Source organism: Streptomyces sp. NPDC030991 (genome assembly GCF_055571235.1).
Genome location: NZ_JBVIFR010000008.1, coordinates 350,199 through 373,321, shown reverse-complemented (window position 1 = coordinate 373,321; position 23,123 = coordinate 350,199). Strand labels below are relative to the sequence as shown.

The window sequence follows — 23,123 nt, the reverse complement described above, 5'->3', positions numbered from 1 at the left end:
AAGTCCTCGGTGGTCTCCCCGAAATTCCAGCCCGCGTGGAACGCCGCCAGGTTCGCCTTCATGATCTCGGGCCGGTGGGCGAACTTCCCCTTCAGGAACCGTTCGGTGCCCGCGGTCGGCCGGTGATACATCCACGACAGCAGCCCCAGCGCGAACATGTTCTTGGAGCGTTCGGCCTCCTTGCGGGACAGCTCGAACTCCTTGAGCGCCTCCACCGTCAACGTCGTCAACGGCACCGGATGCACATGAAAGGCGTCAAGCGAGCCGTCCTCCAGGGGGCTGGTGGCGTAGCCGACCTTGGCCATCGCCCGCTGGGTGAACTCATCGGTGTTCACGATGATCTCCGCACCGCGGGGCACATCGGCGATGTTCGCCTTCAGCGCCGCCGGGTTCATCGCCACCAGCACATCCGGCGCGTCCCCCGGCGTGAGAATGTCATGGTCGGCGAAGTGCAACTGGAACGAGGAGACACCCGGCAGCGTGCCCGCGGGCGCCCGGATCTCCGCCGGGAAGTTCGGCAGCGTCGACAGATCATTGCCGAACGACGCCGTCTCCGACGTGAACCGGTCCCCCGTGAGCTGCATCCCGTCACCGGAGTCACCGGCGAACCGGATGACCACCCGATCCAGACGCCGGACATCCTTGCCCGATTCACCCGCTGCGCGCTGTTCCCCGACCACTGCACCGTCGGTCCCGTCGGCCTGCTCGGCTGGGCTACTGACCTGGCTGGTCACTGAACTGGACCTCCTTCGAGGCGGCTGTTCGGGCAGGGCCGTCCCACTGGCCTTCCCCAGGCTCACCCTACGTCTGTAAGGGGTACCTTCCTCCGAAAGTTCATGTGATGGACCCGTAATTGAGACGGCGTGTCGTCCCGTTTTGCCGTGATCTGCCTCCCCCCGGAGCCGTACTCGCAGCGATCCGGAGGACGCTCTGCGGCCGTTCTCCGGTTCTGGGCCGGTCCGCGCCGGTCGCGTCGCTCAGCTGTTGAGGTAGGTCAGAACGGCCAGAACTCGCCGGTGATCCCCGACGCTCTGCGACAGACCCAGCTTCAGGAAGATGTTGCTCACGTGCTTCTCGACCGCGCCGTCGCTGACCACGAGCTGCCGGGCGATCGCCGAGTTGGTCCGCCCCTCCGCCATCAGGCCGAGCACCTCCCGCTCGCGCGGCGTGAGATGGGTGAGCACGTCCTGCTTGCGGCTGCGCCCGAGCAACTGCGCGACCACCTCCGGGTCGAGCGCCGTGCCCCCCTCCGCGACCCGGACCACCGCGTCCACGAACTCCCGTACGTCGGCGACCCGGTCCTTGAGCAGATAGCCCACGCCGCGGCTCGATCCGGCGAGCAGCTCGGTGGCGTACCGCTCCTCCACGTACTGCGAGAGGACCAGCACCCCGAGCCCGGGGAACTGCCCGCGCAGCTGCACCGCGGCGCGCACGCCCTCGTCCGTGTGCGTGGGCGGCATCCGTACGTCCGCCACGACCACGTCGGGCAGCTGGTCCTGCGCCCCCAGCTCGGTGATGGTCTTGACCAGCGCGTCCCCGTCACCGACCCCGGCGACGACGTCGTGCCCGCGGTCGGTCAGCAACCGGGTCAGGCCCTCCCTGAGCAGCACTGAATCCTCGGCGATGACGACCCGCACCCTGTCCTCCACGTTTTTGGCCCCCCAGCGCCTCTGTGCACCTGTCACAGAGGCCAGTTCTGACAGGCCCAGCATTCCAGGATCCGGAGCGGGGTGTGCCCACGCGGCGGTAATAGGGGTGGATCCCTCCGCGTGGGCGGCTGCCGAGAAGGCCGATTGTCGCCTCAAGGGACAGGTCGTCCCCCGAAGACCGGGCGGCTCAGGAGGCGGGCCCTCTCAGGAACGTGTCACGCCCGGCGCCACGGCAGCTCCGCCGTGATCCGGGTCGGTCCTGCCGCCGGGGAGTCGACCAGGAGGATGCCGTCGACCGCGTCGAGGCGCTCGGTCAGACCCGCGAGCCCCGAACCGGCGGAGACATTCGCGCCGCCCACCCCGTTGTCGGCGACCTGGATCAGGAGGCGGTCCCGGGTACGCCACACGTCGACCGTGGCCCGCGTCGCCCGGCTGTGCTTGCTGATGTTCTGCAACAGCTCGGAGACCGTGAAGTAGGCGATGCCCTCGATGGCGGGCGCCGGGCGCTCCTGGAGGTCCACCTCCACCGTCACCGGGACCGTGCAGCGCGAGGCCACCGAGGAGAGCGCCGCGTCGAGACCCCGGTCGGTGAGCACCGCCGGGTGGATGCCGCGCGCCAGATCACGGAGCTCCTGGAGCGCCGTCTTCACCTCGCCGTGCGCCTCGTCGACCATCCGGGCCGCCGTCTGCGGGTCCTCGCTCAGCTTCTCCTTCGCCAGGCCCAGATCCATGGCCAGACTGACGAGACGGGCCTGCGCGCCGTCGTGCAGATCACGCTCGATGCGCCGCAGATCCGCGGCGGCCGTGTCGACCACGACACCCCGGTCCGACTCCAGCTCCACCACGCGCGAGGCGAGCCGCGACGGGCCGAGCAGCCCGGCGACCAGCAGCCGGTCCACCGTCGTGAGCCCCCGGACGATCCACGGCGTCGCCAGCGTCACGAGCAGACCGACCACGGCGGTCAGCGTGATCTCGAACGGGTTGTTCAGGTACACGGAGTGCGCCTCGTCGCCGTACAGCTGCAGACCGGCCTGGCCCGCGTACATGGGGAAGACCCACTGCCACAGCGGGTACGTCAGCAGCGACCAGCCCGTCGTCCAGAACGCGACCGCCACCGAGAAGGAGAACACCGCCCACGGGAAGTGCAGCACCGTGTACAGCAGATGACGCCACGAGACACCGCTCTTGAGCATGGCGCCCATCCACCCGAACGGGCCGTTCCCACGGGCGCGCACCGGCTCCGGCGAGCCGACCTCCAGGCCGAGCAGCCCCCGGGCCCGCACCCGCTCCAGAGCGCCGAGACCACGCGCCCCGGCCAGCGCCGCCGCGAGTACCGGCACCCCGATGAACGTGACGAGCAGTCCGGCGCCGAGCGACAGCATCGTCACCGACCAGACGAACGCCACGACGGCCAACGGCAGGCTCAGTAGCACATAGCCCAACTCCCGCCAGGCGCGCCCCTCGACCGGCGCCCGCAGGCCGGCCGGCAGGCGGCCGAGTCCGCGCCGCTCCGGGCGAGGCTCGTCGTCGTACGAGTACTCGCTGCGGTATCCGTACTGCTGCGTGGCCATGATTGCCGTCCGTTTCTGCTGGGGGCCGATGCTCCGCTTCCAGGTTCCCGGGCGGCACAGGCCAGGGCCATGCGGTGCGTCGGCGTCTTGGACCGGGGGTTTTCCCTACCTCCGGGCTACTGCTGGGCCACACCGGTCTCCTGCTGCGAGCGGTCGCGCCACGGCAGTTCGGCCGTGATCCGCGTTCCGCCGCCGGCCGGCGACTCCACGACGAAGAGCCCGTCGACCGCGCCGAGCCGCTCCGCGAGCCCCGACATGCCGGTTCCCTTGTCGAGGCTGGCGCCGCCCTGCCCGTCGTCCTGCACCTGGATCAGCAGCCGGTCCGCCGACCGCCACACATCGACCGACGCCTGCGTGGCCCGGCTGTGCTTGCTGACGTTCTGCAACAGCTCGGAGACCGTGAAGTACGCGATGCCCTCGATCGCCGCGGCGGGCCGCGCCGGCAGATCCGCCGTCACCTTCACCGGCACCGTGCAGCGCGAGGCCACCGAGGAGAGCGCCGCGTCGAGCCCCCGGTCGGTGAGCACCGCCGGATGGATACCGCGGGCCAGGTCCCGCAACTCCTGGAGCGCCAGCTTCACCTCACCGTGCGCCTCGTCGACCATGGTGGCCGCGGCGTCCGGGTCCTCCAGGAGCTTCTCCTTGGCGAGACCGAGCCCCATCGCCAGATTGACCAGGCGGGCCTGCGCCCCGTCGTGCAGATCGCGCTCGATGCGCCGCAGGTCGGCCGCGGCCGTGTCGACCACGACCCCGCGGTCCGACTCCAGCTCCTCGATCCGCCGCTCCAGCTCGTCGGAGGGCGACAGCAGCGCGCGCACCATGGCGCGGTCCGCGTTGGTCAGGCCGCGCGCCAGGAACGGCAGCACCGGCCACAGCACGAAGAGGCCGGCCAGCGTCACCGCGAACGTCAGCACCCCCCACGGCAGCCGGATCACCTCGTACAGCACGGCCCGCCAGCCCACCGAGTCCTTCAGGCCGTTCCACAGCCACCCGAAGAAGCCGTCCCCGCGGCGGCGCGGCAACGGGCTCGGCTCCTCGATCCGCACCCCGAGCAGCCCCCGGGCCCGCGCCCGCTCCGCCCTGCCGAGCATCCGCGCCCCGGCGAGCCCCGACGCGATCAGCGGCAGCCCGATCACCGTGACGGTCAGCCCGGCGCCGACCGCCAGCAGCGTCACGGCGTACACGAAACCAAGCACGGCGAGCGGGAAACTGGTCAGGAGATACGCGATCTCCTTCCAGGTGTGCTTGTCATAGGCGAAGCGCGCCGGTGGCGGCCCCGGCCGGACCTCAGAAGCGTCGAGTGGGTCGGTCATAAGCGACAGAGTGCCTTGCGCGCGCGCCACGGCGCCATGAGGCGGACTGCCGGGACGAACGGGGGATAACCCCACCCCTCATCCCACCCCTCACCCCAGCAGTCATGGCCGCGCTTCGCACCGGGCTGCTTACCCTCCCTTTAACAGGCCCTAGACTCCCGTGCGTACAGATCGTCGAACGCAACGAACACACCGAACACCCGAGGACGAGAGGCGACAGACGTGACGGGACCGACCGTGACCGTCATCGCGGCGGGCTACTCCCACGACTACTTCAGGTCGTACTCGGTGGTCGGACTGCTCGCCCTCGTCGGCGTGCTCTTCGTCGCCGTGGCCTTCGGCGCGGGACGACTGCTGCGCCCGGTGGTCCCCACCCCGGAGAAGCTCCTCACGTACGAGTGCGGCGTCGACCCCGTCGGCGAGGGCTGGGCCCACACCCAGGTCCGCTACTACGTGTACGCGTTCCTCTACGTGATCTTCGCGGTCGACTCGATCTTCCTCTTCCCCTGGGCGACGGTCTTCGCCGCGCCCGGTTACGGCGCGACGACGCTCGTGGAGATGTTCATCTTCCTCGGCTTCCTCGCCGTGGGCCTGCTGTACGCATACAAGAAGGGCGTCCTTACATGGGCGTGAGCGACGTGACCCCCTCGGAACCGGTGCTGCTTCCCGAGCCTCTCGGGCCGAAGAAGCTGGGTGTTCTCTCGCGCCTGGCCCCCGAGCCGATGAAGGTGGTCCTCAACTGGGGCCGCAGATACAGCCTGTGGGTCTTCAACTTCGGCCTCGCCTGTTGCGCCATCGAGTTCATCGCCGCGTCCATGGCGCGCCACGACTTCATCCGGCTCGGCGTCATCCCGTTCGCACCGGGCCCCCGCCAGGCCGACCTGATGGTGGTCTCCGGCACGGTCACCGACAAGATGGCCCCGGCCGTGAAGCGCCTGTACGAGCAGATGCCCGAGCCGAAGTACGTCATCTCCTTCGGCGCCTGCTCCAACTGCGGCGGCCCGTACTGGGACTCGTACTCGGTGACCAAGGGCGTCGACCAGATCATCCCCGTCGACGTCTACGTGCCCGGGTGCCCGCCCCGCCCGGAAGCGCTGCTGCAGGGCATCCTCAAGCTCCAGGAGAAGATCGCCCGCGAATCGCTCGGCGAGCGCTACGCCTCCGCCGACGAGGCCGCGGGACGGCCCTCCGCGGCAGCGCTGAGCAGCGGTCTCGTGCAGCCGCCCGCCGCGTCCCCGGAGGGCGACCGATGAGCTGGCTGCCGGACCCCGTCGAGGAACTGTTCGGCGCCGACGCCACCGTCGAGGAGGCGTACGACCTGCTGACGGTCGACGTCCCGGCCGCCTCCTGGATCACCGCCCTCGAAACCGCTCGTACGCGACTGGGCTGCACGTACTTCGACTGGCTGAGCGCCGTCGACGAACCCGGCACCGGCTTCCGCGTGTGCGCGCACGTCGCCGCCGTGGCCCCCGGGTCCGTACACCGCCTGCTGCTGCGCACGACCGTGCCGCACGACGCGCCGGTGCTCGCCTCCGCCGTCGACGTGTACGCGGGCGCGGCCTGGCACGAGCGCGAGACGCACGAGATGTTCGGCGTCGGCTTCGAGGGCCACCCGCACCTGGTCCCGCTGCTGCTGCCCGACACCTTCGAAGGACATCCGCTGCGCAAGGACTTCGTGCTCGCCGCGCGCGTCGCCAAGGCGTGGCCCGGCGCGAAGGAACCCGGCGAGTCCGAGCACGGCGGCCCGAAGCGACGCCAGATGCTGCCGCCCGGCGTCCCCGACCCGAACGAATGGGGCCCGATGAAGGGCCAGATGCCGCCTGCTCCGACCCGCCCGGCCCGCACGGCGCGGGGCGCGGGACGGGCTGCGGGCGCGGCAGGCGCGGCAGGTGCGCCAGGTGCCGCGGGTGCTGCGGGTGCCGCGGGGCGGGCTGCGGCGGGCGCTCCGGGTGAACGTCCGGCTCGGCGGTCCCGGTCGGTGAGCGAGGGCTCGGCGAGCCAGTCGGCGACGGCGGCGGCGTCTGAGGGTGGCGCTGCGGAGGCGGGTAAGTCTGCTGCGGGTGCTGCGGGTACCCCGGGTGCTGCGGGTAATCCGGCTGATCCGGAGGGGTCGGCTGCTTCGGAGGCGGCGGGAGCTGCGGAGGCGGCGGGTGCTTCCGCGCAGGGAGAGGCGGCCGCTTCGGAGGCCGCTGCTTCCGCGTCGACGGCTTCCGCGTCGACGGCTTCTGCGCCGACGGCTTCCGCGTCGGGAGCTTCTGCGCCGGAGGAGGCGCGTCCGGCACGTCCGGCGCGGCCCGCGCGGCGTGCGCGGAGCGTGTCGGAGGGCTCGTCGAGCCAGCGGCCCGCGCCGGGCGACGCCCCCGAGCCCGGCCTCACCCCGACGGCGGCGGCACCGAAACCCCGCTCCACCGACGCCCCGTGGCACCACGCCAAGCCGGCGTTCGACGAGGCCCCGAAAACCGAGCCGAGGCCGGACACCGACCCTGCCGCGGAACCAGAGGCGAAGCCGACCTCGAAGCCGGCCCCGGAACCAGAACCGGACCCGGCAAGGGAGCGGGCCTCGGAGCCGGCCCAGGCCGCGAAGCCGGACCCGGCACCGGACCCGGCACCGGACCCGGTCCCCGACAGTGAGCGGGACCGGGTGCCCGATCCCGATCGGAACCCCGACCCCGACCGGGACCCCCACCCCGACCAGGACAACACCGACGGAGGCACGCAGTGAACGACGCTCTCGACGTCGCCCTGCGCCTCGTCGTCGTCTTCGTCGCCTTCCTGGTGCTGCCCCTGGTCGTGGGCCAGACCGAGCACAAGGTCATGGCCCACATGCAGGGGCGCCTCGGCCCCATGTACGCGGGCGGCTTCCACGGCTGGGCCCAACTCGTCGCCGACGGCGTCAAGTTCGCGCAGAAGGAAGACGTGGTCCCGGCCGACGCCGACCGCCGGGTCTTCCAACTGGCGCCCGCGGTAGCCCTGTTGCCCTACCTCATCGTCCTGCTGGCGATCCCGGTCGGGCCGGGCGACGGCGCGGTCGGCCAGGCCATTGACGCGGGCATCTTCTTCGTGCTCGCGGTGATGGGCATCGGCGTGCTCGGCTCGCTGATGGCGGGCTGGGCCAGCGCCAACAAGTTCTCCCTCCTCGGCGGCCTGCGCACCGCCGCGCAACTCCTCGCCTACGAACTCCCCATGCTGCTCGCGGCGGCCTCGGTCGCGATGGCGGCGGGCACGGTCTCGCTGCCCGGCATCCTCGACGCCTTCGCGTGGTGGTGGCTGCCCTGGCAGATCGTGGGCGCCCTGGTCTTCTTCGTGGCGGGCCTCGCCGAGCTGCAACGCCCGCCCTTCGACATGCCGGTCGCCGACTCCGAGATCATCTTCGGCGCGTACACCGAGTACACGGGCCTGCGCTTCGCTCTCTTCCTGCTCGCCGAGTACGCGGGCATCGTCGTCCTGTGCGGTCTGACCACGGTCCTCTTCCTGGGCGGCTGGCACGGACCGTGGGGCGCCGACGGTCTGGGCTGGGTCTGGACCCTGCTCAAGACGGCCGTCCTCGCCTTCGTCGTGATCTGGCTGCGCGTGTCCTACCCCCGCCTCCGCGAGGACCAGCTCCAGAAACTCGCCTGGACCACGCTCATCCCTCTCGCCCTCGCGCAGATCGCGCTCACCGGAATCGTGAAGGTGGCGATCAACTAGTGCCTCCGATCCCCGGGTCCGGCCTGGCCAAGGGCCTCGCCGTCACCCTCCGCACGATGACGAAGAAGACCGTCACCGAGCAGTACCCGGACGTCCAGCCCGAACTCCCGCCCCGTACCCGCGGCGTGATCGGCCTGTTTGAGGAGAACTGCACGGTCTGCATGCTGTGCGCCCGTGAATGCCCCGACTGGTGCATCTACATCGACTCCCACAAGGAGACGGTCCCGCCCGCCGTCGAGGGTGGCCGCGAGCGCAGCCGCAACGTCCTCGACCGTTTCGCCATCGACTTCTCCCTCTGCATGTACTGCGGTATCTGCATCGAGGTGTGCCCCTTCGACGCGCTGTTCTGGTCCCCGGAGTTCGAGTACGCCGAGACGGACATCCGCGACCTCACCCACGAGCGCGACAAGCTCCGCGAGTGGATGTGGACGGTCCCCTCCCCGCCCGCCCTCGACCCGGCGGCCGAGGAACCCAAGGAACTCGCAGCGGCCCGCAAAGCAGCAGACAAACTCGCCGCAGCCCAGCCCCAGCCCGAGCCCGAGCCCCAGCCCCGGCCCGAGCCCGAGCCCGAGCCCGAGCAGCCTGCGTTGGACGAGGCGCGGCAGCCCGCGCCGACGGAGCAGCCTGCGTCGGGTGAGGCCCGGCAGCCCGCGCCGACGGAGCACCCCGCACCGGGTGAGCACCCCGCACCGGCTCAGCAACGCCCGAAGCCCGAGCAGCCCGCTCAGCCCGAGCAGAGCCCGCAGGTCGAGCAGACCGTTCAACCCGCCCGGCCCGAGCAGAGCCCCCCGGCCCCCCGCGCGTCTAAGCCCGCCGCGTCCGACGACCCCGGAGAGGAGACGCCCGCATGACCCCCGCCGCAACGGCGGTCTCCGCCGCCGTCACCACGGCCGCCGACAGCCACGGGTTCCTCTCCCCGACGGGCGTCGAGATCGCCTTCCTCCTCGTCGGCCTGGTCACGTTCGGCGCCGCGATCGTCACCGTCACCACGAAGCAGCTGGTGCACGCCGCCCTGTGGCTGGTCGTCGCCCTCGGTGGCCTCGCCGTCGAGTACCTCCTGCTCACCGCCGAGTTCATCGCGTGGGTGCAGGTCCTGATCTACGTCGGTTCCGTCGTCGTCCTCCTCCTGTTCGGTCTGATGCTGACCCGCGCGCCCATCGGCCGGTCACCGGACGCGGACAGCCCCAACCGCTGGGCCGCCCTGACCGTGGCCGTCGCCGCCGCGGCCGCCCTGGTCTGGGTCGTCGTCGACGCCTTCCGCGCGACCTGGATCGACCTGGACGTCGCCGCCCAGGGCAATACGGCCGTGACCGGCTCCGTCCTGTTCCGGCACTGGGTGCTGCCCTTCGAGGCCCTCTCGGTCCTCCTGCTGGCGGCCCTGGTCGGCGCGATCGTCCTGTCCCGCAAGAAGAACGCCGCCGAAGCCGCCGCCGAAGCCGCAGCCACCGCCAGAGTCACCGACTCCGCCGGCCGGAAGGGCGACCGCTGATGCACCTCGCCTATCCCGCCGTCCTGTCCGCCCTCCTCTTCTGCACGGGCCTCTACGGAGTCCTGGCTCGTCGCAACGCGATCCTCGTCCTGATGTCCGTCGAGCTGATGCTCAACGCCGTCAACCTGAACCTCGTCGCCTTCGACGTCTGGCTGCGCGACGCCCTGCACTCCGGACAGGCCCTGACCCTGTTCACCATCGCCATCGCCGCCGCCGAGATCGGCATCGGCCTGGCGATCGTCTTGGCCGTCCATCGCAACCGCGGCACGGCCGACATCGACAAGCTCCGCGACTCCGCCGAACCCCACGACCCGGACGACGACCCGGACGCCCCGGACGACCCGGACGGGGATCCGGACGACGGCCCGCACGACCCGTCCGACGACCCCGCGACAGCCGCCGCCCCGGCCGGTCCGGCGGACAAGAAGGCCGAGGCCACCGCGTGACCACCACGACCCTCGCCGTCCTCGTCCCCCTCCTGCCGTTCCTCGGCGCGATCGCCGGCCTCCTCCTCGGCCGCACCGCCCCCGGCTTCGTCCGACCGCTGGCCGTACTGCCGCCGCTGGCCGCTCTCGTCCTCGCCGTCGTTGTCGCCGTCCAGCAGGGCGGCGGCACCGGCAACGGCACCACGGCCCTCGACGCGCACACCGAGCTCACCCCGACCGGCTCCGTGCCGATCGAACTCGCCCTGCACATCGACGGCTTCGCCTCCCTCGTCGCCGTCCTGGTCGGCCTGGTCGCGACCTGCGTCCAGCTCTACTCGACGGGCTATCTCCGCGACGACCCGCGCTACTCCTCGTACGCCGCTCTCGTCTCGCTCTTCACCTCCGCGATGCTCCTCGTCGTCTACTCCGGCGACCTGATGGTGCTGCTGGTCGGCTGGGAAGTCATGGGCATCTGCTCCTACTTCCTCGTCGGCCACTACTGGGAGACCCCCGAGGCGCGGGCCGCCTCCCTCAAAGCCTTCCTCGTCACGAAACTCGGCGACGTCCCCTTCCTGATCGGCCTGTTCGCCCTCGCCACGGACGCCGGCTCCTTCCGCATCACGACGATCCTGGGCAAGGTCGCGAGCGAGGGCGGCCTCGACCACCCGACCCTGATCGCCCTGCTGCTCCTCGCCGGCGTGGCGGGCAAGTCCGCGCAGTTCCCCCTGCACACCTGGCTGCCCGACGCGATGGCGGGCCCCACACCCGTCTCCGCGTTGATCCACGCCGCGACGATGGTCGCCGCCGGTGTCTACTTCGTGGCCCGCCTCCTCCCGGTCTTCGCCGCCTCCCGGGCGGCCCTGATCGTGCTGGCCGCCATGGCCGCCGTGACCATGGCCGGCTCGGCCCTGGCCGCCCTCGCCCAGGACGACATCAAGCGCGTCCTCGCGTACTCGACGGTCGGCCAACTCGGCTACATGACCGGCGCCCTCGCCGTCGGCGACCGGGACGCCGCCGTCTTCCACCTCCTCACGCACGGCGCCTTCAAGGCGCTGCTATTCCTCGCGGCGGGCGTGGTCATCCACGCCGCCGGCACCAACTCCCTGGCCGCGATGGCCCGCATGGGCAAGCTGCGCGACCGTGTCCCCGACGCCTTCTGGACGATGACCGTGGCGCTGCTCGCGCTCGCCGCGATCCCGCCCTTCAGCGGCTTCTTCTCCAAGGAAGCCGTCCTCGGCGCCGCCGAGCACACCGCCACCGGCCACGAGCACGGCATCCCGGCCGCGTCCGGCTGGATCGTCCTCGTCGCGGGCCTGGTCACGGCCCTGCTCACCGCCGCCTACGCGACCCGGCTGTGGCTCCTCGCCTTCAACGGCCGGGGCACGCAGGCCCCGGACCACGGCCGGCAGCCGGCCGTGATGAACGTCGTCCTGTGGGTCCTGGCGATCCCCTCCCTCGCTCTCGGTCTGGCCACGGGCGTCCTGCCCGACTGGTTCGACGGCCGCTCCCTCACCCCGACCCTGACCACCTCCGTCGTCGGTACCGGCTTCGCGCTCGTCGGCGGTCTGGTCACCTACGGGGCGTGGCGCCACACCACCGCGATGGCCGCACGCCGGCCGCTCGGCGCGGTCGCCGTCGACACCGCGACCGGAGACGGCGGTCTGGTCGAGGCCGAGGCCATCGCCACACACACGGCCGCGTACGGGAACATCGCGGGCGCCCCCGACCCGGCTGACCCGGGCCGCCTCCTGCTCGGCCCGCTGCACCGGCATGCCGCCGCCGGGTTCCACCTCGACGCCGTCTACGCGTCACTCTTCGTCCGCCCGGTCCAGGCCGCGGCCGCGCTGGTCCGCTTCCTCGACCGCACGGTCGTCGACACGTACGTGCGCGCGGCCGCCGTAGCCCCCAGGGCGCTGGGCCTGGCCGTGCGCCGCGCCCAGACCGGCAACGTCCAGACCTACCTCAGCGCACTCCTCGCAGGCACCGTCGTGCTGGTGGTCGCCGTCGTCCTCGTCGCCACCGCCGGAGCGTGAGCAGCCGTGATCGATATCAGCGAATCCGTGATGCAGTTCCTTCTCGCATTGATCGTCGTCGGGCCGCTCATCGGCGCGGTCCTGGCTCTTCTCCCCGCCCCGCCGGGACTGAAGGGGAACTCCCCGGACCAGGCCGTGCTCCGCCACGGCGTGACCGTGACCGGCGTGCTCCTCATCGCCGCGATCGTCCTCGCGCTCGGCTTCGACCACGACCACCCGTCGAAGATGCAGGCCACGACGGACATCAGCTGGATCCCGGCCCTGGACGTACGTATCCACCTGGGCATCGACGGCATCTCTCTCCCCCTCCTGGTGCTCACGGCGCTGCTGACGTTCCTCTGTGCGCTGTACTCCTACTTCAAGCTGCCGAGCGGGCCGTCCCCCAAAGCCTTCGTCGCCCTGATCCTCGTCCTGGAATCGGGCACGCTCGCCACCTTCGCCGTCCTTGACCTCCTCCTCTTCTTTCTCGCGTTCGAGATGGTCCTCATCCCGATGTACTTCCTCATCGCCCGCTGGGGCGGGGCGCAACGGCAGGCGGCTGCCTGGAAGTTCATCCTCTTCACCCTGCTCGGCTCGGTCGTGATGCTGCTCGGGCTTCTCCTTATCGGTGTTAAGTCGGGCACGTTCGACATGATGGCACTCGCCACTGACAACGGCCGGGGCCTGACCACATCCGTGCAGGTCATCGCCGTTCTGGCGGTCGGGATCGGGCTCGCCGTGAAGACCCCGATGTGGCCGTTCCACAGCTGGCTGCCGGACGCGCACACCGCCGCCCCGACCGTCGGCTCCGTCCTCCTGGCCGGGGTCCTACTGAAGATGGGTACGTACGGGTTCGTCCGGATCCTGCTCCCCATCGCCCCCGACGGGATGCGGACCTTCGCGCCGTACCTCGCCGCGTTCGCCGTCGTCGGGATCGTCTACGGCTCCCTGGCCTGCCTCAACCTCGCCAAGCAGGGCGCCAAGGGCGACCTCAAGCGCCTCATCGCGTACTCCTCCGTCGGACACATGGGCTTCGTCCTGCTCGGCATCGCGACGATGAGTCCGACCGGGGTCAACGGCGCGCTGTTCGCCAACATCGCCCACGGCCTCATCACCGGCCTCCTCTTCTTCCTCGTCGGCGCGCTCAAGGACCGGGCCGGCACCAGCGACCTCGACACCCTGGCCGAGCAGGGCGGAATGGCCCTGTACGGCAAGGCGCCGCACCTGGGCGGCCTGCTCGCGTTCGCCGCCGTCGCCTCGCTCGGGCTGCCCGGCCTCGCCGGGTTCTGGGGCGAGATGCTCGCGCTGTTCGGCGCGTTCAGGCCCGCCGAAGGACTCAGCCGCCCGGCCTTCCTCGTGTTCATGGCGATCGCCGCGTTCGGCACCCTGCTCACCGCCGCGTACATGCTCATCGTGGTCCGCCGCGTCTGCATGGGCCCGCGTGACCGCGAGGCCCCGCACCTCGTCGACGTGCGGGGATACGAGTTCGCCGCCTGGACCCCGCTCGTCGCCCTCACCGTCCTCGCGGGTCTGTGGCCCGCCGCGCTGCTCGGCCTGACCGACCCGGCCGTGCAGAAGCTCCTCGCAGGAGGCCTCCAGTGACCGCCGTCGCCGCGCCCTCCGTGGCGTCCCTCGTCCAGTCCGTGGACTGGGCCGCGATCGCCCCGCCGACGATCGCGGCGGTCGTCGCCCTCGTCGTCCTGGTCGCCGACCTGTTCGTGGACGAGCGGCGCAAACCGGTCCTCGGCTGGCTCTCCGTCGCGGGCCTGGCCGCCGCCGGACTCGCCCTGATCCCGCTGATCGGCGACGAACGCTCCACGTTCTGCCTCGCGTCCTCCCAGGAAGCGTGCAGTTACACGGCGGACCGCTTCACGCTCGTCATCCAGTTCCTGGTCCTTGCGGGGGCTCTGCTCACAGCCCTGCTCTCGATCAGCACCCTGAAGGACGCCAGGAACGCGCACAAGCCGCTCCCCGAAGGGGAGTTCTGGTTCCTCCTCCTGTCCTCCGCCGCCGGCGCCGCCCTGCTGCCTGCCTCCCGGGACCTCGCCACGCTCGTCGTCGCCCTGGAGGTCGCCTCACTGCCCGCCTTCGCCCTGGTGGGCCTCAAGCGCGACGACAAGCGGTCCTCCGACGCGGCCCTGAAGTTCTTCCTGTCGTCGGTCACCGCGACCGCCGTCACCCTCCTCGGCGTGAGCTTCGTCTACGCGACCACGGGCACCCTGCACCTCACCAAGGTCGCCTCCGAGCTCACCCACGTGGACGGGCAGTTCCACACCCTCGCGCAAGCGGGCGTGGCCCTCACCCTCGTGGGCTTCGCCTTCAAGACGGCCGCCGTACCGTTCCACTTCTGGGTACCCGACACCTATGTAGGCGCGCCGCTGCCGATCGCCGCCTACTTGTCGGTCATCGGCAAGGCGGTCGGTTTCTCCGGCCTCATCCTCGTCACGGTCGTCGCGTTCCCCTCGTACGCCGACGTGTGGGGCCCGGCGCTCGCCGCCCTCGCCGCGCTGACCATGACCATCGGCAATGTCGCGGCCCTGCGCCAGCAGGCCACGCGCGCGTACAGCGCCGTCCGCCTCCTCGCCTGGTCCTCCGTCGGCCAGGCCGGATACCTCCTGGTGCCGGTCGCCGCCGCCGCGTACTCCGACGACCCCCAGAAGTCGATCGGCTCCACCCTCGCGTACGCCCTCATGTACGCCGCGGTGAACCTCGGCGCGTTCGCCGTGGCCGCCCTGGTGGCCCGTACGAAGCCGCTGAACCGCGTCAGCGACTACCGCGGCCTGTACGCGTCCCGTCCGCTCGCCGCGCTCGTCCTGGGCTTCTTCCTGCTGTGCCTGGCGGGTCTACCGCCGGGCATCATCGGTCTCTTCGCCAAGGTGACGGTCTTCTCCGCGGCCGTCGAGGCCGGCCTGGGCTGGCTCGCCGTCGTCATGGCCGTGAACGTCGTCATCGCGCTCTTCTACTACCTCCAGTGGACCGCGGCGCTCTTCCGCGCCCCCGAAGGCAAGCCGGCCACCTACCGCGCCTCCTTGCCGCTCACCGCCGCCATCGCGGTCACGGCCGTCATCGGAGTGGTCCTCTCCGGAGCTCCACAATTGATCCTTCACTTTGTGGACAGTGGACTGTTCTCGTGACGCGTCAGACTCCTAAAGCCCCAATTTGGTACGTTTCTGGGTCGCAACAAACAAGCAGTCTCCCCATCATCACCCTTCCCAGGAGCAGCAGCGTGCTGAGCGGTTTCAAGGACTTCATCCTTCGCGGCAACATCGTGTCCATGGCGGTGGGCCTCGCCGTGGGGTCGGCGTTCACGGCCCTTGTGACCGCCTTCACCGCTGCCTTCATCACCCCGCTGCTCGGCTGGGCCACCGGATCCATCGGCAACTACTCGGACGCGTACTTCACGCTCGAAGGCGTCCGGTTCCCCTACGGAAAGCTCATCAACGCGGGCATCGCCTTCCTGATCACCGCCGCGATCCTCTACTTCCTGATCGTCGTGCCGATGATGAAGATCACGGCCCGGGCCGACCGCAACAAGCCGATCGACATCAAGGCCGCCCTGCGCGACTGCCCCCGCTGTTTCAGCCAGATCCCCGGCGTCGCCACCCGCTGCCCGAACTGCACCAGCGAGATCGAGGCCGACCCGAAGGCCCTGGAGGTCGCGGGCCTGCTGCCCCAGCAGCAGTACTGACCCGTACGGCCCAGAAACACCCCCCGCTCCCTGAGCGTGCACAAGGGAACTAGACCTCCTCGTCTGGCGTTGACCAGTACGGGAGGGTCCACTGGACGTAGGCACCAGCGCCACGCGCGCCCATCGCGGGCCCAGGCCCAGTGGAAGCAGCGAGCAAGCAAGCAGTGGGTTCCCCTGCCGCACCATCAGGAGGGCGTACCGTGCACCGCCGGCACAACGGGTTGAAGACAGCAGTACTCCTCGGGGGACTGTCCGCCCTCATCCTCGTCATCGGCAGCTTTTTCGGCCGTACGGGGCTTGTCATCGGACTCGTCATCGCGATCGGGACGAACGCGTACGCGTACTGGAACAGCGACAAGCTGGCCCTGCGCGCGATGCGGGCCCGCCCGGTCAGCGAGTTCGAGGCGCCCGCGCTCTACCGCATGGTCCGCGAGCTCTCCACCCAGGCCCGCCAGCCCATGCCGCGTCTGTACATCTCCCCGACAGAGGCGCCGAACGCGTTCGCGACGGGCCGCAACCCGCGCAATGCGGCGGTGTGCTGCACCGAGGGCATCCTGCGCCTCCTGGACGAGCGTGAGCTGCGCGGCGTCATCGGGCACGAGCTCAGCCATGTCTACAACCGCGACATCCTGATCTCGTCGGTCGCCGGCGCCCTCGCCTCCGTGATCATGTTCCTGGTCAACTTCGCGTGGCTCATCCCGGTCGGCCGCTCGAACGACGACGAGGGCCCCGGCATCTTCGGGATGCTCCTGATCATGATTCTGGGCCCGCTCGCCGCCTCCCTCATCCAGCTCGCCATCAGCCGCTCCCGGGAGTACGAGGCCGACGCCTCCGGCGCCCAGCTGACCGGGGACCCGCTGGCCCTGGCCGGCGCCCTGCGCAAGCTCGACGCGGGGACGAAGCAGCTCCCGCTGCCGCCCGAGCCCCGCATCGAGACGGCGAGCCACATGATGATCGCCAACCCCTTCCGCCCCGGTCAGGGAATGTCGAAGATGTTCTCCACGCACCCGCCCATGGCGGAGCGGATCGCCCGGCTCGAGCAGATGGCAGGTCGCCAACAGTGAAGACAATCCTGAACATCATCTGGCTGGTCCTGAGCGGCTTCTGGCTGTTCCTCGGCTATGTGCTTGCGGGCCTGCTGCTCTGCGTCACGATCATCGGCATTCCGTTCGGCGTGGCGGCATTCAGGATCGGCGTGTACGCCCTGTGGCCCTTCGGGTACACGACAGTCGAGCGCAGGGACGCGGGCGCGCCGTCCTGCGTGGGCAACGTGCTGTGGCTGGTTCTCGCCGGCTGGTGGCTGGCGCTGGCCCACATCTTCACCGGCATCGCCCTGTGCGTCACGATCATCGGCATCCCGTTCGGTATCGCCAACTTCAAGTTGATCCCCGTGTCGCTGATGCCGCTGGGCCGCGACATCGTCTCCACGGACCAGCCGTTCGCGGCCCGCTGAGCGGCACCGTCCCCGCACTCGTCCCCAGGTCGCCGCAACCGTCCCCCGCCTGATTCTCGTCCTTCTGGGCAACATCGCGGCGAGCTGCATCGCGCGCGAGTCGGCACAACAGAGGGGCAGAACACGGCATGGGCATCATCAGCTGGATCATTCTCGGACTGCTCGCCGGTGCCGTAGCCAAGCTCTTGCTCCCGGGCCGCGACCCGGGCGGCCTGATCGGCACCACGCTCATAGGCGTCGCGGGAGCCTTCATCGGTGGCTGGATATCGTCCCGCTGGTTGGACCGCCCCATCACCAAGGACTTCTACGACACGGCCACCTGGGTCTCCGCGATCGGCGGCGCGCTCGTCCTCCTGATCGCCTACCGCATCTTCTTCGGCGACTCGCGCAGTCGCCGCTGAGCACGGGCGGGCGGCAGCAATGAAGGGGCGGTGCCCGACCGGGCACCGCCCCTTCATCCACGTAACCCTCTACGCGGCCTTCCGCGCGGGTACCTGCGGCAGGCGCTTACGGCACGCAACTATGCAGGCATCCAGGTGTACACCTGCCAGGAGGCCTACCGGTAGTTCACGAACTGCAGCGCGAAGTCGAAGTCCTTGCCCTTGAGCAGCGCCTGCACGGCCTGGAGGTCGTCGCGGCTCTTGGAGCTGACCCGCAGCTCCTCGCCCTGCACCTGCGCCTTGACGCCCTTGGGGCCCTCGTCGCGGATGGTCTTCGCCACCTTCTTGGCGTTCTCCTGGGAGATGCCCTCCTCGATGGAGGAGAAGATCTTGTACTCCTTGCCGGACAGCTGCGGCTCACCGGCGTCCAGCGACTTCAGCGAGATACCGCGCTTGATCAACTTGGACTGGAAGACGTCGAGGATGGCCTTGACCCGCTCCTCGGAGTTGGCCTCCATCAGGATCTTCTCGCCGGACCAGGAGATGGACGCGCCGACGTTCTTGAAGTCGTAGCGCTGCGAGATTTCCTTGGCGGTCTGGTTGAGGGCGTTGTCGACCTCCTGCCGCTCGACCTTCGAGACGATGTCGAAACTGGAGTCGGCCATGTCCTGTGGCTCCTTGTATCGGGGACTGATCGGGGTCCGATCGGGTTCTGGTCGGGCGCGCACCGAGGCGTTGCGCCGCATGCAAAGCCTAGCCACCGCCTCGCACCCCACCGGCGATCAATCAGGTGGCGAAGCACCCCCGTGCATCAGGTATTGTTTACGTCGTTGCCAGCGAGCACCGCCACCGAGCGGGGCCTGAGGCAGCAAACCCAAGGCGGTGTGCCCGAGCGGCCAAAGGGAGCAGACTGTAAATCTGCCGGCTCAGCCTTCCCAGGTTCGAATCCTGGCGCCGCCACACTTGGGGAGACCCCCTCCGAACTGCGGAAACGCAGTTCGGAGGGGGGTCTTTTTTGCTCGAACACCGGGGTTCGAGAGCCGCCCGAAAAGCGAAGCTTGTCTCACTAGGTCTCGGGGGTGACCCGGCCCTGATCAGCGTGTGTCCCCCAGGCGTCCCCCGGGGGACGCGCCGTTTCCGTCCCATTCCCGCAGGCCAGCCTCGATCTGGCGGTTCGCTCGATCCTGAGCCTGCGCCAGAACCTTCGCGTAGACCCGGAGCAGCACGGCCACGGAGTGTCCGGCGCGACGGGCCACCTCCATCGGGTCGACTCCGGAAAAGAGCCAAAAGGACACGCCGGCGCACCGGAGGTCGTACGGGCGGCGGGCGAGCGGCGATGCCGCCTCGGTGGGGGAGAGCGCTTCGCTCCGCGCCGCGGCCCAGACTTCGCCATAACCTGTGTCTTGAATCACACCGCCGCGGCTCGTACGGAAGAGGCGCCCATCGGGGGCCGCGCCGTAGCGAATGAGGTGCCATCGGAGCATGGACACGAAGTGCGGTGGGATCGGCACCACTCGCGAATCTCGTGCGGCTCGCGCCTTCAAGTGGCGGTCCTGGTGGGCCCGGTTGTCGTCCGTCCAGCCGTGGCCGGCGTGGACAATGCCGCCGCGGAGCGTGAGGCGGCCCCAACCACGCTTGGGGAGGTAGCACTGCGACGCGGTCAGGCCCACTGCCTCAGCGGGGCGCATGGCGGCGTAATAGAGGCAACCGAAGAAGGCTTCGAGGTGGGCGCCGCGGTCGCCCTGTGCGCGTACGCCGGCCAGGAGCTCCCGAACCTGCCGAGGGTTCGCGACGCTCGCAGGGTCAACTTCCTCCGTAGACTTTGGAGGGGACCACTTCACCGTGCTCAGTGGGTTCACAGGGATGGTGAAGTACCGCCGTTCCAGCGCGAGTCCGAGAACGTCACTGAGACAGGCACGCTTGCGATTGGCCGTACGTCCGGCCGCGCGAGAGCCATCGAGCAGCGTCGACAGAGCATCGAGCGCCGCGCGGAGGGTTTCGGGGTCTTCGAGGGCTGAGACGGGCAGAGAGTTCTTCTCCAGCCAGCGCAGAGCGTCCGCGACTTCGGCGGGGTGCTCCTGATCCCAACGGCTCTTGTTGTACGCCCATCCGTAGAGGGCGGTGCGGAGCGAACGGGCCGACGGGCGACCGGCGGTCGTCTTCACGAGTGCGGGCGTGATGGTGGCCAGGGCGTCCGCGTCGTTGCGGCGGGACTTCGCAGGGAGCCGGTCCCACCTGCGGTCGATGTACGCACGGGTGTGCTCGTACCAAGTCACGGAGCCGTTCAGCGCGCGGAGTTCGGAGGCGGGGAGGCCCGAGTCCACGTCGAACTGGTCCCCCTTGCGGAGAGCTGTCATCAACTCAGAACGGCGGCCATCTGCCTGGGCTTTCACGGTGTAGCTCTTGGAGTGCTTTTGAGATCCGACCAGCCAGCGGACGCGGTAGGGCTTCGGGCGGTCGCGGCGTGTCTCGATGCTGTAGACGCGGACGTCGTACGTGAGGGGCATGGCTCTCCGGGCAATGAGAAGGCCCGCCTCCAGTAGAGGCGGGCCTTTGGGATGGTTGCGTCAGGCGGCGCGTTCTTCGCAGCTCTCCCACCAGGCGTCCAGATCGGTGCGGCTGACGCGGAGCTGGCCGTTGGGGAGCTTGCGGATTCGGGGTGCTTGGCCGCGGGCGCGCATCCGGTAGAAGGCGGGGCGGCTCATGCCGATTTCGTCGAGGACTTCGGGGAGCTTGAGCATCTGGGGGCGTGCCATCGTTGCGTCTCCTCGTCTCTTGCCTTCTGGGGAATCCGCAACATCCGCCACGCCGCAACATTGCAGGTCAGACGCCTGAAATCTGTGGCGGATGTGTTTCTGTTGCGGATTGGGCCGCCGGACGCGTGGTCTGGCGGCCCCTGCGGAGTGGGCAGTGTCAGCCGACGCTGCGGAGGGTGGGTGTGTCGGTTTCCGCGAACATGTGGCGGGTCTCGGAAGGGTCTTCCGCCACAAAGTCACCGCCGTTGACCTGCGGTGTTGCGGCTGTTGCGGATGTTGCGGACTCTCCGGGGGGAGGGGGGCAGTAGCGCGCCCAGGCGTCGCTCAGATCCTCCGCGTAGTAGCCCTTGGGGGTGGTGCTGCCCACCCGAATGCCCTTGGGCTTGATCGGGGTGTTGTCCGGGCGCACGTACTGGCTCAGGAGCTTGGACATCCGGCGGGCGGTGAGCGGCTTCACGGCCTGTCCGTCCTCGCTCATGTCATCCCACGGCGCGTCATCCAGGGAGAGGAGGACTTCGAGGATGGCGGCGGTGGGCATCTTGTCGACTCCGCAGAACACGTGGTCACGCAGGTCGGTCAGCAGCCGCACCCCGAGGGAGGCTTCGTCTCCGTCGGTGGCGGCCTTGATGAGCGCGAGGCAGGCGGCGCGCCCTCGCTCGGGCCAGTGCCCGCCGGCCGCGTCGGCGACCGCGAGCAGGGGCTCCCACACGTCGGCGGGCCGGTCGGTGACGCCCTCGGGCATCTCGGGCCAGGCTTCCGCGATCTGGTCGTGCACAGTGGCTGTCCACTCCGCGAGCCGGTCGCGCAGGGCGTGGCCCTGCTTCTCGTGGACCCGGCGCCGGTAGGGCTCGCACTTCTCATTCCGGGCTTTCTTGCGCATCCGGATGATGACGGAGCGGGTCAGGATGGTGTCCGGCAGCGAGCCGAGTCCGGCCATGGCGACCGCGCAGAACGAGGGGAAGAACCCGGCCTTCTGGTCGGACCCGTCGCCCACGCAGCGCAGGGACTTGGCGCCGCGCCGGTAGCCGGAGTTGAGGAACCCGCGAACCTCCTCGTTCCCGCCGGCCTTGGGGCCGAAAACGGTGTCGATCTCGTCGAAGAGGAGCGTGGGGGTGCCCTCGTCGGCGGAGACCAGCCGGAACAGGGCGTTCGCGGAGGCGTTGACGGTGGTCGCCGCGCGCGGGGTGAGCGTTTCGATGATCTCCAGGGCGCGGGACTTGCCCGATCCGGGTTCGGGGCTGAGGAAGGCGATGCGGGCGGTGCCGTCGAGCGCGTCCATGAGGTGCGCGTGGGCGTCCCACAACGCGACGGCGACATAGGCGTGTTCGGTGGGGAAGACGTTGAAGCGGCGGTGGAAGGCTTCCACCTCGTCGAGCAGGGCGGCGCCGTCGATCGGCGTAGCCGGCGTGGTCTGGTTCATGCGGCGTGCCGCCTTTCCTGGGCGTTGTGCAGGTCGCACACGGTGCGGTGGTAGGCGTGAGATTCGGTGAGCGCCCGGATCTGGTCGGCTCCGCGTGCGGTGACATCGCGTCCGCATGCGCAGGTGGAGCGGGCGGTGGGGGTGCGCCGGTGGGGCATCTTGATGTTCAGGGATCCGACCACCCACGGCGTGGGCGGCGCGCTGGCTTCCTGTTCCGTGAGGAGGGTGCAGGGGAGGGCTGAAAGGACGCCTTCGGCGTCGTCCTTCGGCCGCATAGCCGGAGGGCTGGCTGCCGTGTGGTCGGCGAAGCGCGGACCGTTCATACGGTCCTCACCTTCGTTTGCGGGCGTGCCCTGTGCGTGTGGCCTTCGTCGGAGAGTCGCGGTGGGACGGCGTAGTCAGTCATGCTTGATATCTCCTGGTCTCGTGAGAGGGCAGGGGCAGGCCGGGGCGGTCGCGTGTCTTTGGCGAGATGAGGCGACCGCCCCGGATCCGTGTGGTGAAAGAGCGGGCTACCGACGGTGTCCGGTGCGGGGGTTCAGGGCCCAGTTTTTGCCGTTGGCGACGCCTCGGCGCTCGTACCAAATGTTGTTGTTGCCGTACATGAGCATCGCCAGGCCAGCACCGTTGAAGAGCGTCAGGAAGCCGATGTTGTACTGGCCCAGCAGGCCGTCCACGAAGCCGCCGATGGCGCTGAGTCCGTTGCCCGGCCGGTTGCGGTCGCGGAAGAACGGGTCGGGGCACATGAGGATGGGAAGGCGGCCGTAATCTCCCCAGTTCGTCATCGAGTAGTCGATCGCCTGTGCGACCCAGCCGATCTGGTCCTTTCTGCTGGCCTCGGCCACGTGCGAGTTCCACGCCTTGAACTCGACCCCTAGTGCAACGTGCGGGTTCTTCCAGCGGTGGGCGTCACGTGGCCTGAGTACCGCATCTATGCGGCATCGCTCGCCGGTCGGGTGGACACCGGGAACCTCACGCTGGACTTCGAACCAGGGCTCCAGGCGGCCTAGAACGGCCTTTGCCAGCGCCGCCTCATCAGCGAAGCCGGAGAGAGTGACCTGCTGGCCGTACAAGGGGTAGCCCACCGGATCTCCGAAAGGCGAAGGCTCTCCGGCGATCGGTTGAAACGCCGCGGCGGCTCTCTGTATGAGTTCGTCGGTTTCAACGGGCGCGTCGGTGGTCATGAAGGCGGCTTCTCCCTGATGCGGTCGGGTCCGTCAAGGCGGACCGGCGTGAAAGACGGCTGCAACATGGGGAAGGAGCGGGCCCTCCCCCGCATG

The 23,123-nt window shown here is 69.9% G+C and carries 24 protein-coding genes and 1 tRNA gene; 15 read left to right on the top strand and 10 right to left on the bottom strand.

All coding sequences use genetic code 11. The features are described 5' to 3' along the window. From ACZ45E_RS18495 to ACZ45E_RS18480, 4 genes are all read right to left on the bottom strand, one after another. The coding region (locus tag ACZ45E_RS18495) for a 2-oxoacid:acceptor oxidoreductase family protein (protein ID WP_468221933.1) at nucleotides 1-734 on the bottom strand (734 nt) is incomplete at its 3' end. A 243-nt stretch (nucleotides 735-977) separates the two neighbouring features. Beyond that, nucleotides 978-1,637, bottom strand: coding sequence for a LuxR C-terminal-related transcriptional regulator (locus ACZ45E_RS18490; protein WP_468221953.1), 660 nt, complete (start codon nucleotides 1,635-1,637; stop codon nucleotides 978-980). Between the two features lie 227 nt (nucleotides 1,638-1,864). Continuing rightward, nucleotides 1,865-3,220 carry a sensor histidine kinase gene (locus ACZ45E_RS18485; RefSeq protein ID WP_468221932.1) on the bottom strand — a complete coding sequence of 452 codons (1,356 nt, stop codon included), beginning with the start codon at nucleotides 3,218-3,220 and terminating at the stop codon, nucleotides 1,865-1,867. Between the two features lie 116 nt (nucleotides 3,221-3,336). Next, nucleotides 3,337-4,533, bottom strand: coding sequence for a sensor histidine kinase (locus ACZ45E_RS18480; protein ID WP_468221930.1), 1,197 nt, complete (start codon nucleotides 4,531-4,533; stop codon nucleotides 3,337-3,339). Nucleotides 4,534-4,755: 222 nt separating this feature from the next. On the opposite strand from ACZ45E_RS18480, the gene ACZ45E_RS18475 reads away from it, so the two are divergent. The 14 genes from ACZ45E_RS18475 (at nucleotide 4,756) to ACZ45E_RS18410 (ending at nucleotide 17,688) form a co-directional block, all read left to right on the top strand. Further along, the gene (locus tag ACZ45E_RS18475) at nucleotides 4,756-5,166 is read left to right on the top strand and encodes an NADH-quinone oxidoreductase subunit A (RefSeq protein ID WP_468221929.1); all 411 of its coding nucleotides are present in this window, start codon (nucleotides 4,756-4,758) and stop codon (nucleotides 5,164-5,166) included. Next, a complete protein-coding gene (locus ACZ45E_RS18470; protein WP_468221928.1) occupies nucleotides 5,157-5,786 on the top strand; it encodes an NADH-quinone oxidoreductase subunit B in 630 nt (209 codons plus the stop codon). The genes ACZ45E_RS18475 and ACZ45E_RS18470 overlap by 10 nt, the downstream gene beginning before the upstream one ends. Beyond that, nucleotides 5,783-7,255, top strand: a complete 1,473-nt coding sequence (locus ACZ45E_RS18465; protein ID WP_468221926.1) for an NADH-quinone oxidoreductase subunit C — start codon at nucleotides 5,783-5,785, stop codon at nucleotides 7,253-7,255. The genes ACZ45E_RS18470 and ACZ45E_RS18465 overlap by 4 nt, the downstream gene beginning before the upstream one ends. Continuing rightward, the gene (locus ACZ45E_RS18460) at nucleotides 7,252-8,220 is read left to right on the top strand and encodes a complex I subunit 1/NuoH family protein (protein WP_468221925.1); all 969 of its coding nucleotides are present in this window, start codon (nucleotides 7,252-7,254) and stop codon (nucleotides 8,218-8,220) included. Before ACZ45E_RS18465 ends, ACZ45E_RS18460 begins: the two co-directional genes overlap by 4 nt. Further along, nucleotides 8,220-9,071, top strand: coding sequence for a NuoI/complex I 23 kDa subunit family protein (locus tag ACZ45E_RS18455; RefSeq protein WP_468221924.1), 852 nt, complete (start codon nucleotides 8,220-8,222; stop codon nucleotides 9,069-9,071). The genes ACZ45E_RS18460 and ACZ45E_RS18455 overlap by 1 nt, the downstream gene beginning before the upstream one ends. Then, the gene (locus ACZ45E_RS18450; RefSeq protein ID WP_468221922.1) at nucleotides 9,068-9,709 is read left to right on the top strand and encodes an NADH-quinone oxidoreductase subunit J family protein; all 642 of its coding nucleotides are present in this window, start codon (nucleotides 9,068-9,070) and stop codon (nucleotides 9,707-9,709) included. Before ACZ45E_RS18455 ends, ACZ45E_RS18450 begins: the two co-directional genes overlap by 4 nt. Beyond that, nucleotides 9,709-10,155 carry an NADH-quinone oxidoreductase subunit NuoK gene (gene nuoK, locus ACZ45E_RS18445; protein WP_468221921.1) on the top strand — a complete coding sequence of 149 codons (447 nt, stop codon included), beginning with the start codon at nucleotides 9,709-9,711 and terminating at the stop codon, nucleotides 10,153-10,155. Before ACZ45E_RS18450 ends, nuoK begins: the two co-directional genes overlap by 1 nt. Continuing rightward, a complete protein-coding gene (locus tag ACZ45E_RS18440) occupies nucleotides 10,152-12,167 on the top strand; it encodes an NADH-quinone oxidoreductase subunit 5 family protein (RefSeq protein ID WP_468221920.1) in 2,016 nt (671 codons plus the stop codon). The genes nuoK and ACZ45E_RS18440 overlap by 4 nt, the downstream gene beginning before the upstream one ends. A gap of 6 nt (nucleotides 12,168-12,173) precedes the next feature. Further along, nucleotides 12,174-13,748 carry a complex I subunit 4 family protein gene (locus tag ACZ45E_RS18435; protein ID WP_468221918.1) on the top strand — a complete coding sequence of 525 codons (1,575 nt, stop codon included), beginning with the start codon at nucleotides 12,174-12,176 and terminating at the stop codon, nucleotides 13,746-13,748. Beyond that, complete coding sequence (locus ACZ45E_RS18430; RefSeq protein WP_468221917.1) at nucleotides 13,745-15,280, top strand: NADH-quinone oxidoreductase subunit N; 1,536 nt, start codon at nucleotides 13,745-13,747, stop codon at nucleotides 15,278-15,280. Before ACZ45E_RS18435 ends, ACZ45E_RS18430 begins: the two co-directional genes overlap by 4 nt. A 92-nt stretch (nucleotides 15,281-15,372) precedes the next feature. Then, nucleotides 15,373-15,834 carry an MscL family protein gene (locus ACZ45E_RS18425; RefSeq protein ID WP_468221916.1) on the top strand — a complete coding sequence of 154 codons (462 nt, stop codon included), beginning with the start codon at nucleotides 15,373-15,375 and terminating at the stop codon, nucleotides 15,832-15,834. A gap of 200 nt (nucleotides 15,835-16,034) precedes the next feature. Next, on the top strand, nucleotides 16,035-16,898 hold the full coding sequence (htpX, locus tag ACZ45E_RS18420) for a zinc metalloprotease HtpX (RefSeq protein WP_468221914.1): 864 nt from the start codon (nucleotides 16,035-16,037) through the stop codon (nucleotides 16,896-16,898). Then, nucleotides 16,895-17,287, top strand: coding sequence for a YccF domain-containing protein (locus ACZ45E_RS18415; RefSeq protein ID WP_468221913.1), 393 nt, complete (start codon nucleotides 16,895-16,897; stop codon nucleotides 17,285-17,287). Before htpX ends, ACZ45E_RS18415 begins: the two co-directional genes overlap by 4 nt. Nucleotides 17,288-17,415: 128 nt before the next feature. Further along, nucleotides 17,416-17,688 carry a GlsB/YeaQ/YmgE family stress response membrane protein gene (locus ACZ45E_RS18410; protein ID WP_468221912.1) on the top strand — a complete coding sequence of 91 codons (273 nt, stop codon included), beginning with the start codon at nucleotides 17,416-17,418 and terminating at the stop codon, nucleotides 17,686-17,688. Nucleotides 17,689-17,843: 155 nt separating this feature from the next. Here ACZ45E_RS18410 and ACZ45E_RS18405 read toward each other — a convergent pair whose 3' ends face one another. After that, a complete protein-coding gene (locus tag ACZ45E_RS18405) occupies nucleotides 17,844-18,332 on the bottom strand; it encodes a YajQ family cyclic di-GMP-binding protein (RefSeq protein WP_468221911.1) in 489 nt (162 codons plus the stop codon). A 213-nt stretch (nucleotides 18,333-18,545) separates the two neighbouring features. Between ACZ45E_RS18405 and ACZ45E_RS18400 the strand changes: the two genes are divergently transcribed. Then, nucleotides 18,546-18,627 (top strand) — tRNA-Tyr (locus ACZ45E_RS18400). 134 nt (nucleotides 18,628-18,761) lie between these two features. Here ACZ45E_RS18400 and ACZ45E_RS18395 read toward each other — a convergent pair. The 5 genes from ACZ45E_RS18395 to ACZ45E_RS18375 form a co-directional block, all read right to left on the bottom strand. Then, nucleotides 18,762-20,174 carry a tyrosine-type recombinase/integrase gene (locus ACZ45E_RS18395; protein ID WP_468221910.1) on the bottom strand — a complete coding sequence of 471 codons (1,413 nt, stop codon included), beginning with the start codon at nucleotides 20,172-20,174 and terminating at the stop codon, nucleotides 18,762-18,764. Nucleotides 20,175-20,234: 60 nt separating this feature from the next. Next, nucleotides 20,235-20,423 (bottom strand): helix-turn-helix transcriptional regulator, encoded by a 189-nt coding sequence (locus ACZ45E_RS18390; protein WP_468221908.1) that lies wholly within the window; start codon nucleotides 20,421-20,423, stop codon nucleotides 20,235-20,237. Nucleotides 20,424-20,580: 157 nt separating this feature from the next. Continuing rightward, nucleotides 20,581-21,843, bottom strand: coding sequence for a DUF3631 domain-containing protein (locus ACZ45E_RS18385; RefSeq protein ID WP_468221907.1), 1,263 nt, complete (start codon nucleotides 21,841-21,843; stop codon nucleotides 20,581-20,583). Further along, nucleotides 21,840-22,166 carry a hypothetical protein gene (locus ACZ45E_RS18380; RefSeq protein ID WP_468221906.1) on the bottom strand — a complete coding sequence of 109 codons (327 nt, stop codon included), beginning with the start codon at nucleotides 22,164-22,166 and terminating at the stop codon, nucleotides 21,840-21,842. Before ACZ45E_RS18380 ends, ACZ45E_RS18385 begins: the two co-directional genes overlap by 4 nt. A gap of 189 nt (nucleotides 22,167-22,355) precedes the next feature. Beyond that, nucleotides 22,356-23,027, bottom strand: coding sequence for a hypothetical protein (locus ACZ45E_RS18375; RefSeq protein ID WP_468221904.1), 672 nt, complete (start codon nucleotides 23,025-23,027; stop codon nucleotides 22,356-22,358). Between the last annotated feature and the right edge of the window lie 96 nt (nucleotides 23,028-23,123).

Coding starts and splice junctions, on each gene's coding strand:
- ACZ45E_RS18485 (WP_468221932.1), bottom strand. CDS start 3,220: ATGGCCACGCAGCAGTACGGATACCGCAGCGAGTACTCGTACGACGAC.
- ACZ45E_RS18480 (WP_468221930.1), bottom strand. CDS start 4,533: ATGACCGACCCACTCGACGCTTCTGAGGTCCGGCCGGGGCCGCCACCG.
- ACZ45E_RS18470 (WP_468221928.1), top strand. CDS start 5,157: ATGGGCGTGAGCGACGTGACCCCCTCGGAACCGGTGCTGCTTCCCGAG.
- ACZ45E_RS18465 (WP_468221926.1), top strand. CDS start 5,783: ATGAGCTGGCTGCCGGACCCCGTCGAGGAACTGTTCGGCGCCGACGCC.
- ACZ45E_RS18450 (WP_468221922.1), top strand. CDS start 9,068: ATGACCCCCGCCGCAACGGCGGTCTCCGCCGCCGTCACCACGGCCGCC.
- nuoK (WP_468221921.1), top strand. CDS start 9,709: ATGCACCTCGCCTATCCCGCCGTCCTGTCCGCCCTCCTCTTCTGCACG.
- ACZ45E_RS18410 (WP_468221912.1), top strand. CDS start 17,416: ATGGGCATCATCAGCTGGATCATTCTCGGACTGCTCGCCGGTGCCGTA.
- ACZ45E_RS18405 (WP_468221911.1), bottom strand. CDS start 18,332: ATGGCCGACTCCAGTTTCGACATCGTCTCGAAGGTCGAGCGGCAGGAG.
- ACZ45E_RS18395 (WP_468221910.1), bottom strand. CDS start 20,174: ATGCCCCTCACGTACGACGTCCGCGTCTACAGCATCGAGACACGCCGC.
- ACZ45E_RS18390 (WP_468221908.1), bottom strand. CDS start 20,423: ATGGCACGCCCCCAGATGCTCAAGCTCCCCGAAGTCCTCGACGAAATC.
- ACZ45E_RS18385 (WP_468221907.1), bottom strand. CDS start 21,843: ATGAACCAGACCACGCCGGCTACGCCGATCGACGGCGCCGCCCTGCTC.
- ACZ45E_RS18380 (WP_468221906.1), bottom strand. CDS start 22,166: ATGAACGGTCCGCGCTTCGCCGACCACACGGCAGCCAGCCCTCCGGCT.
- ACZ45E_RS18375 (WP_468221904.1), bottom strand. CDS start 23,027: ATGACCACCGACGCGCCCGTTGAAACCGACGAACTCATACAGAGAGCC.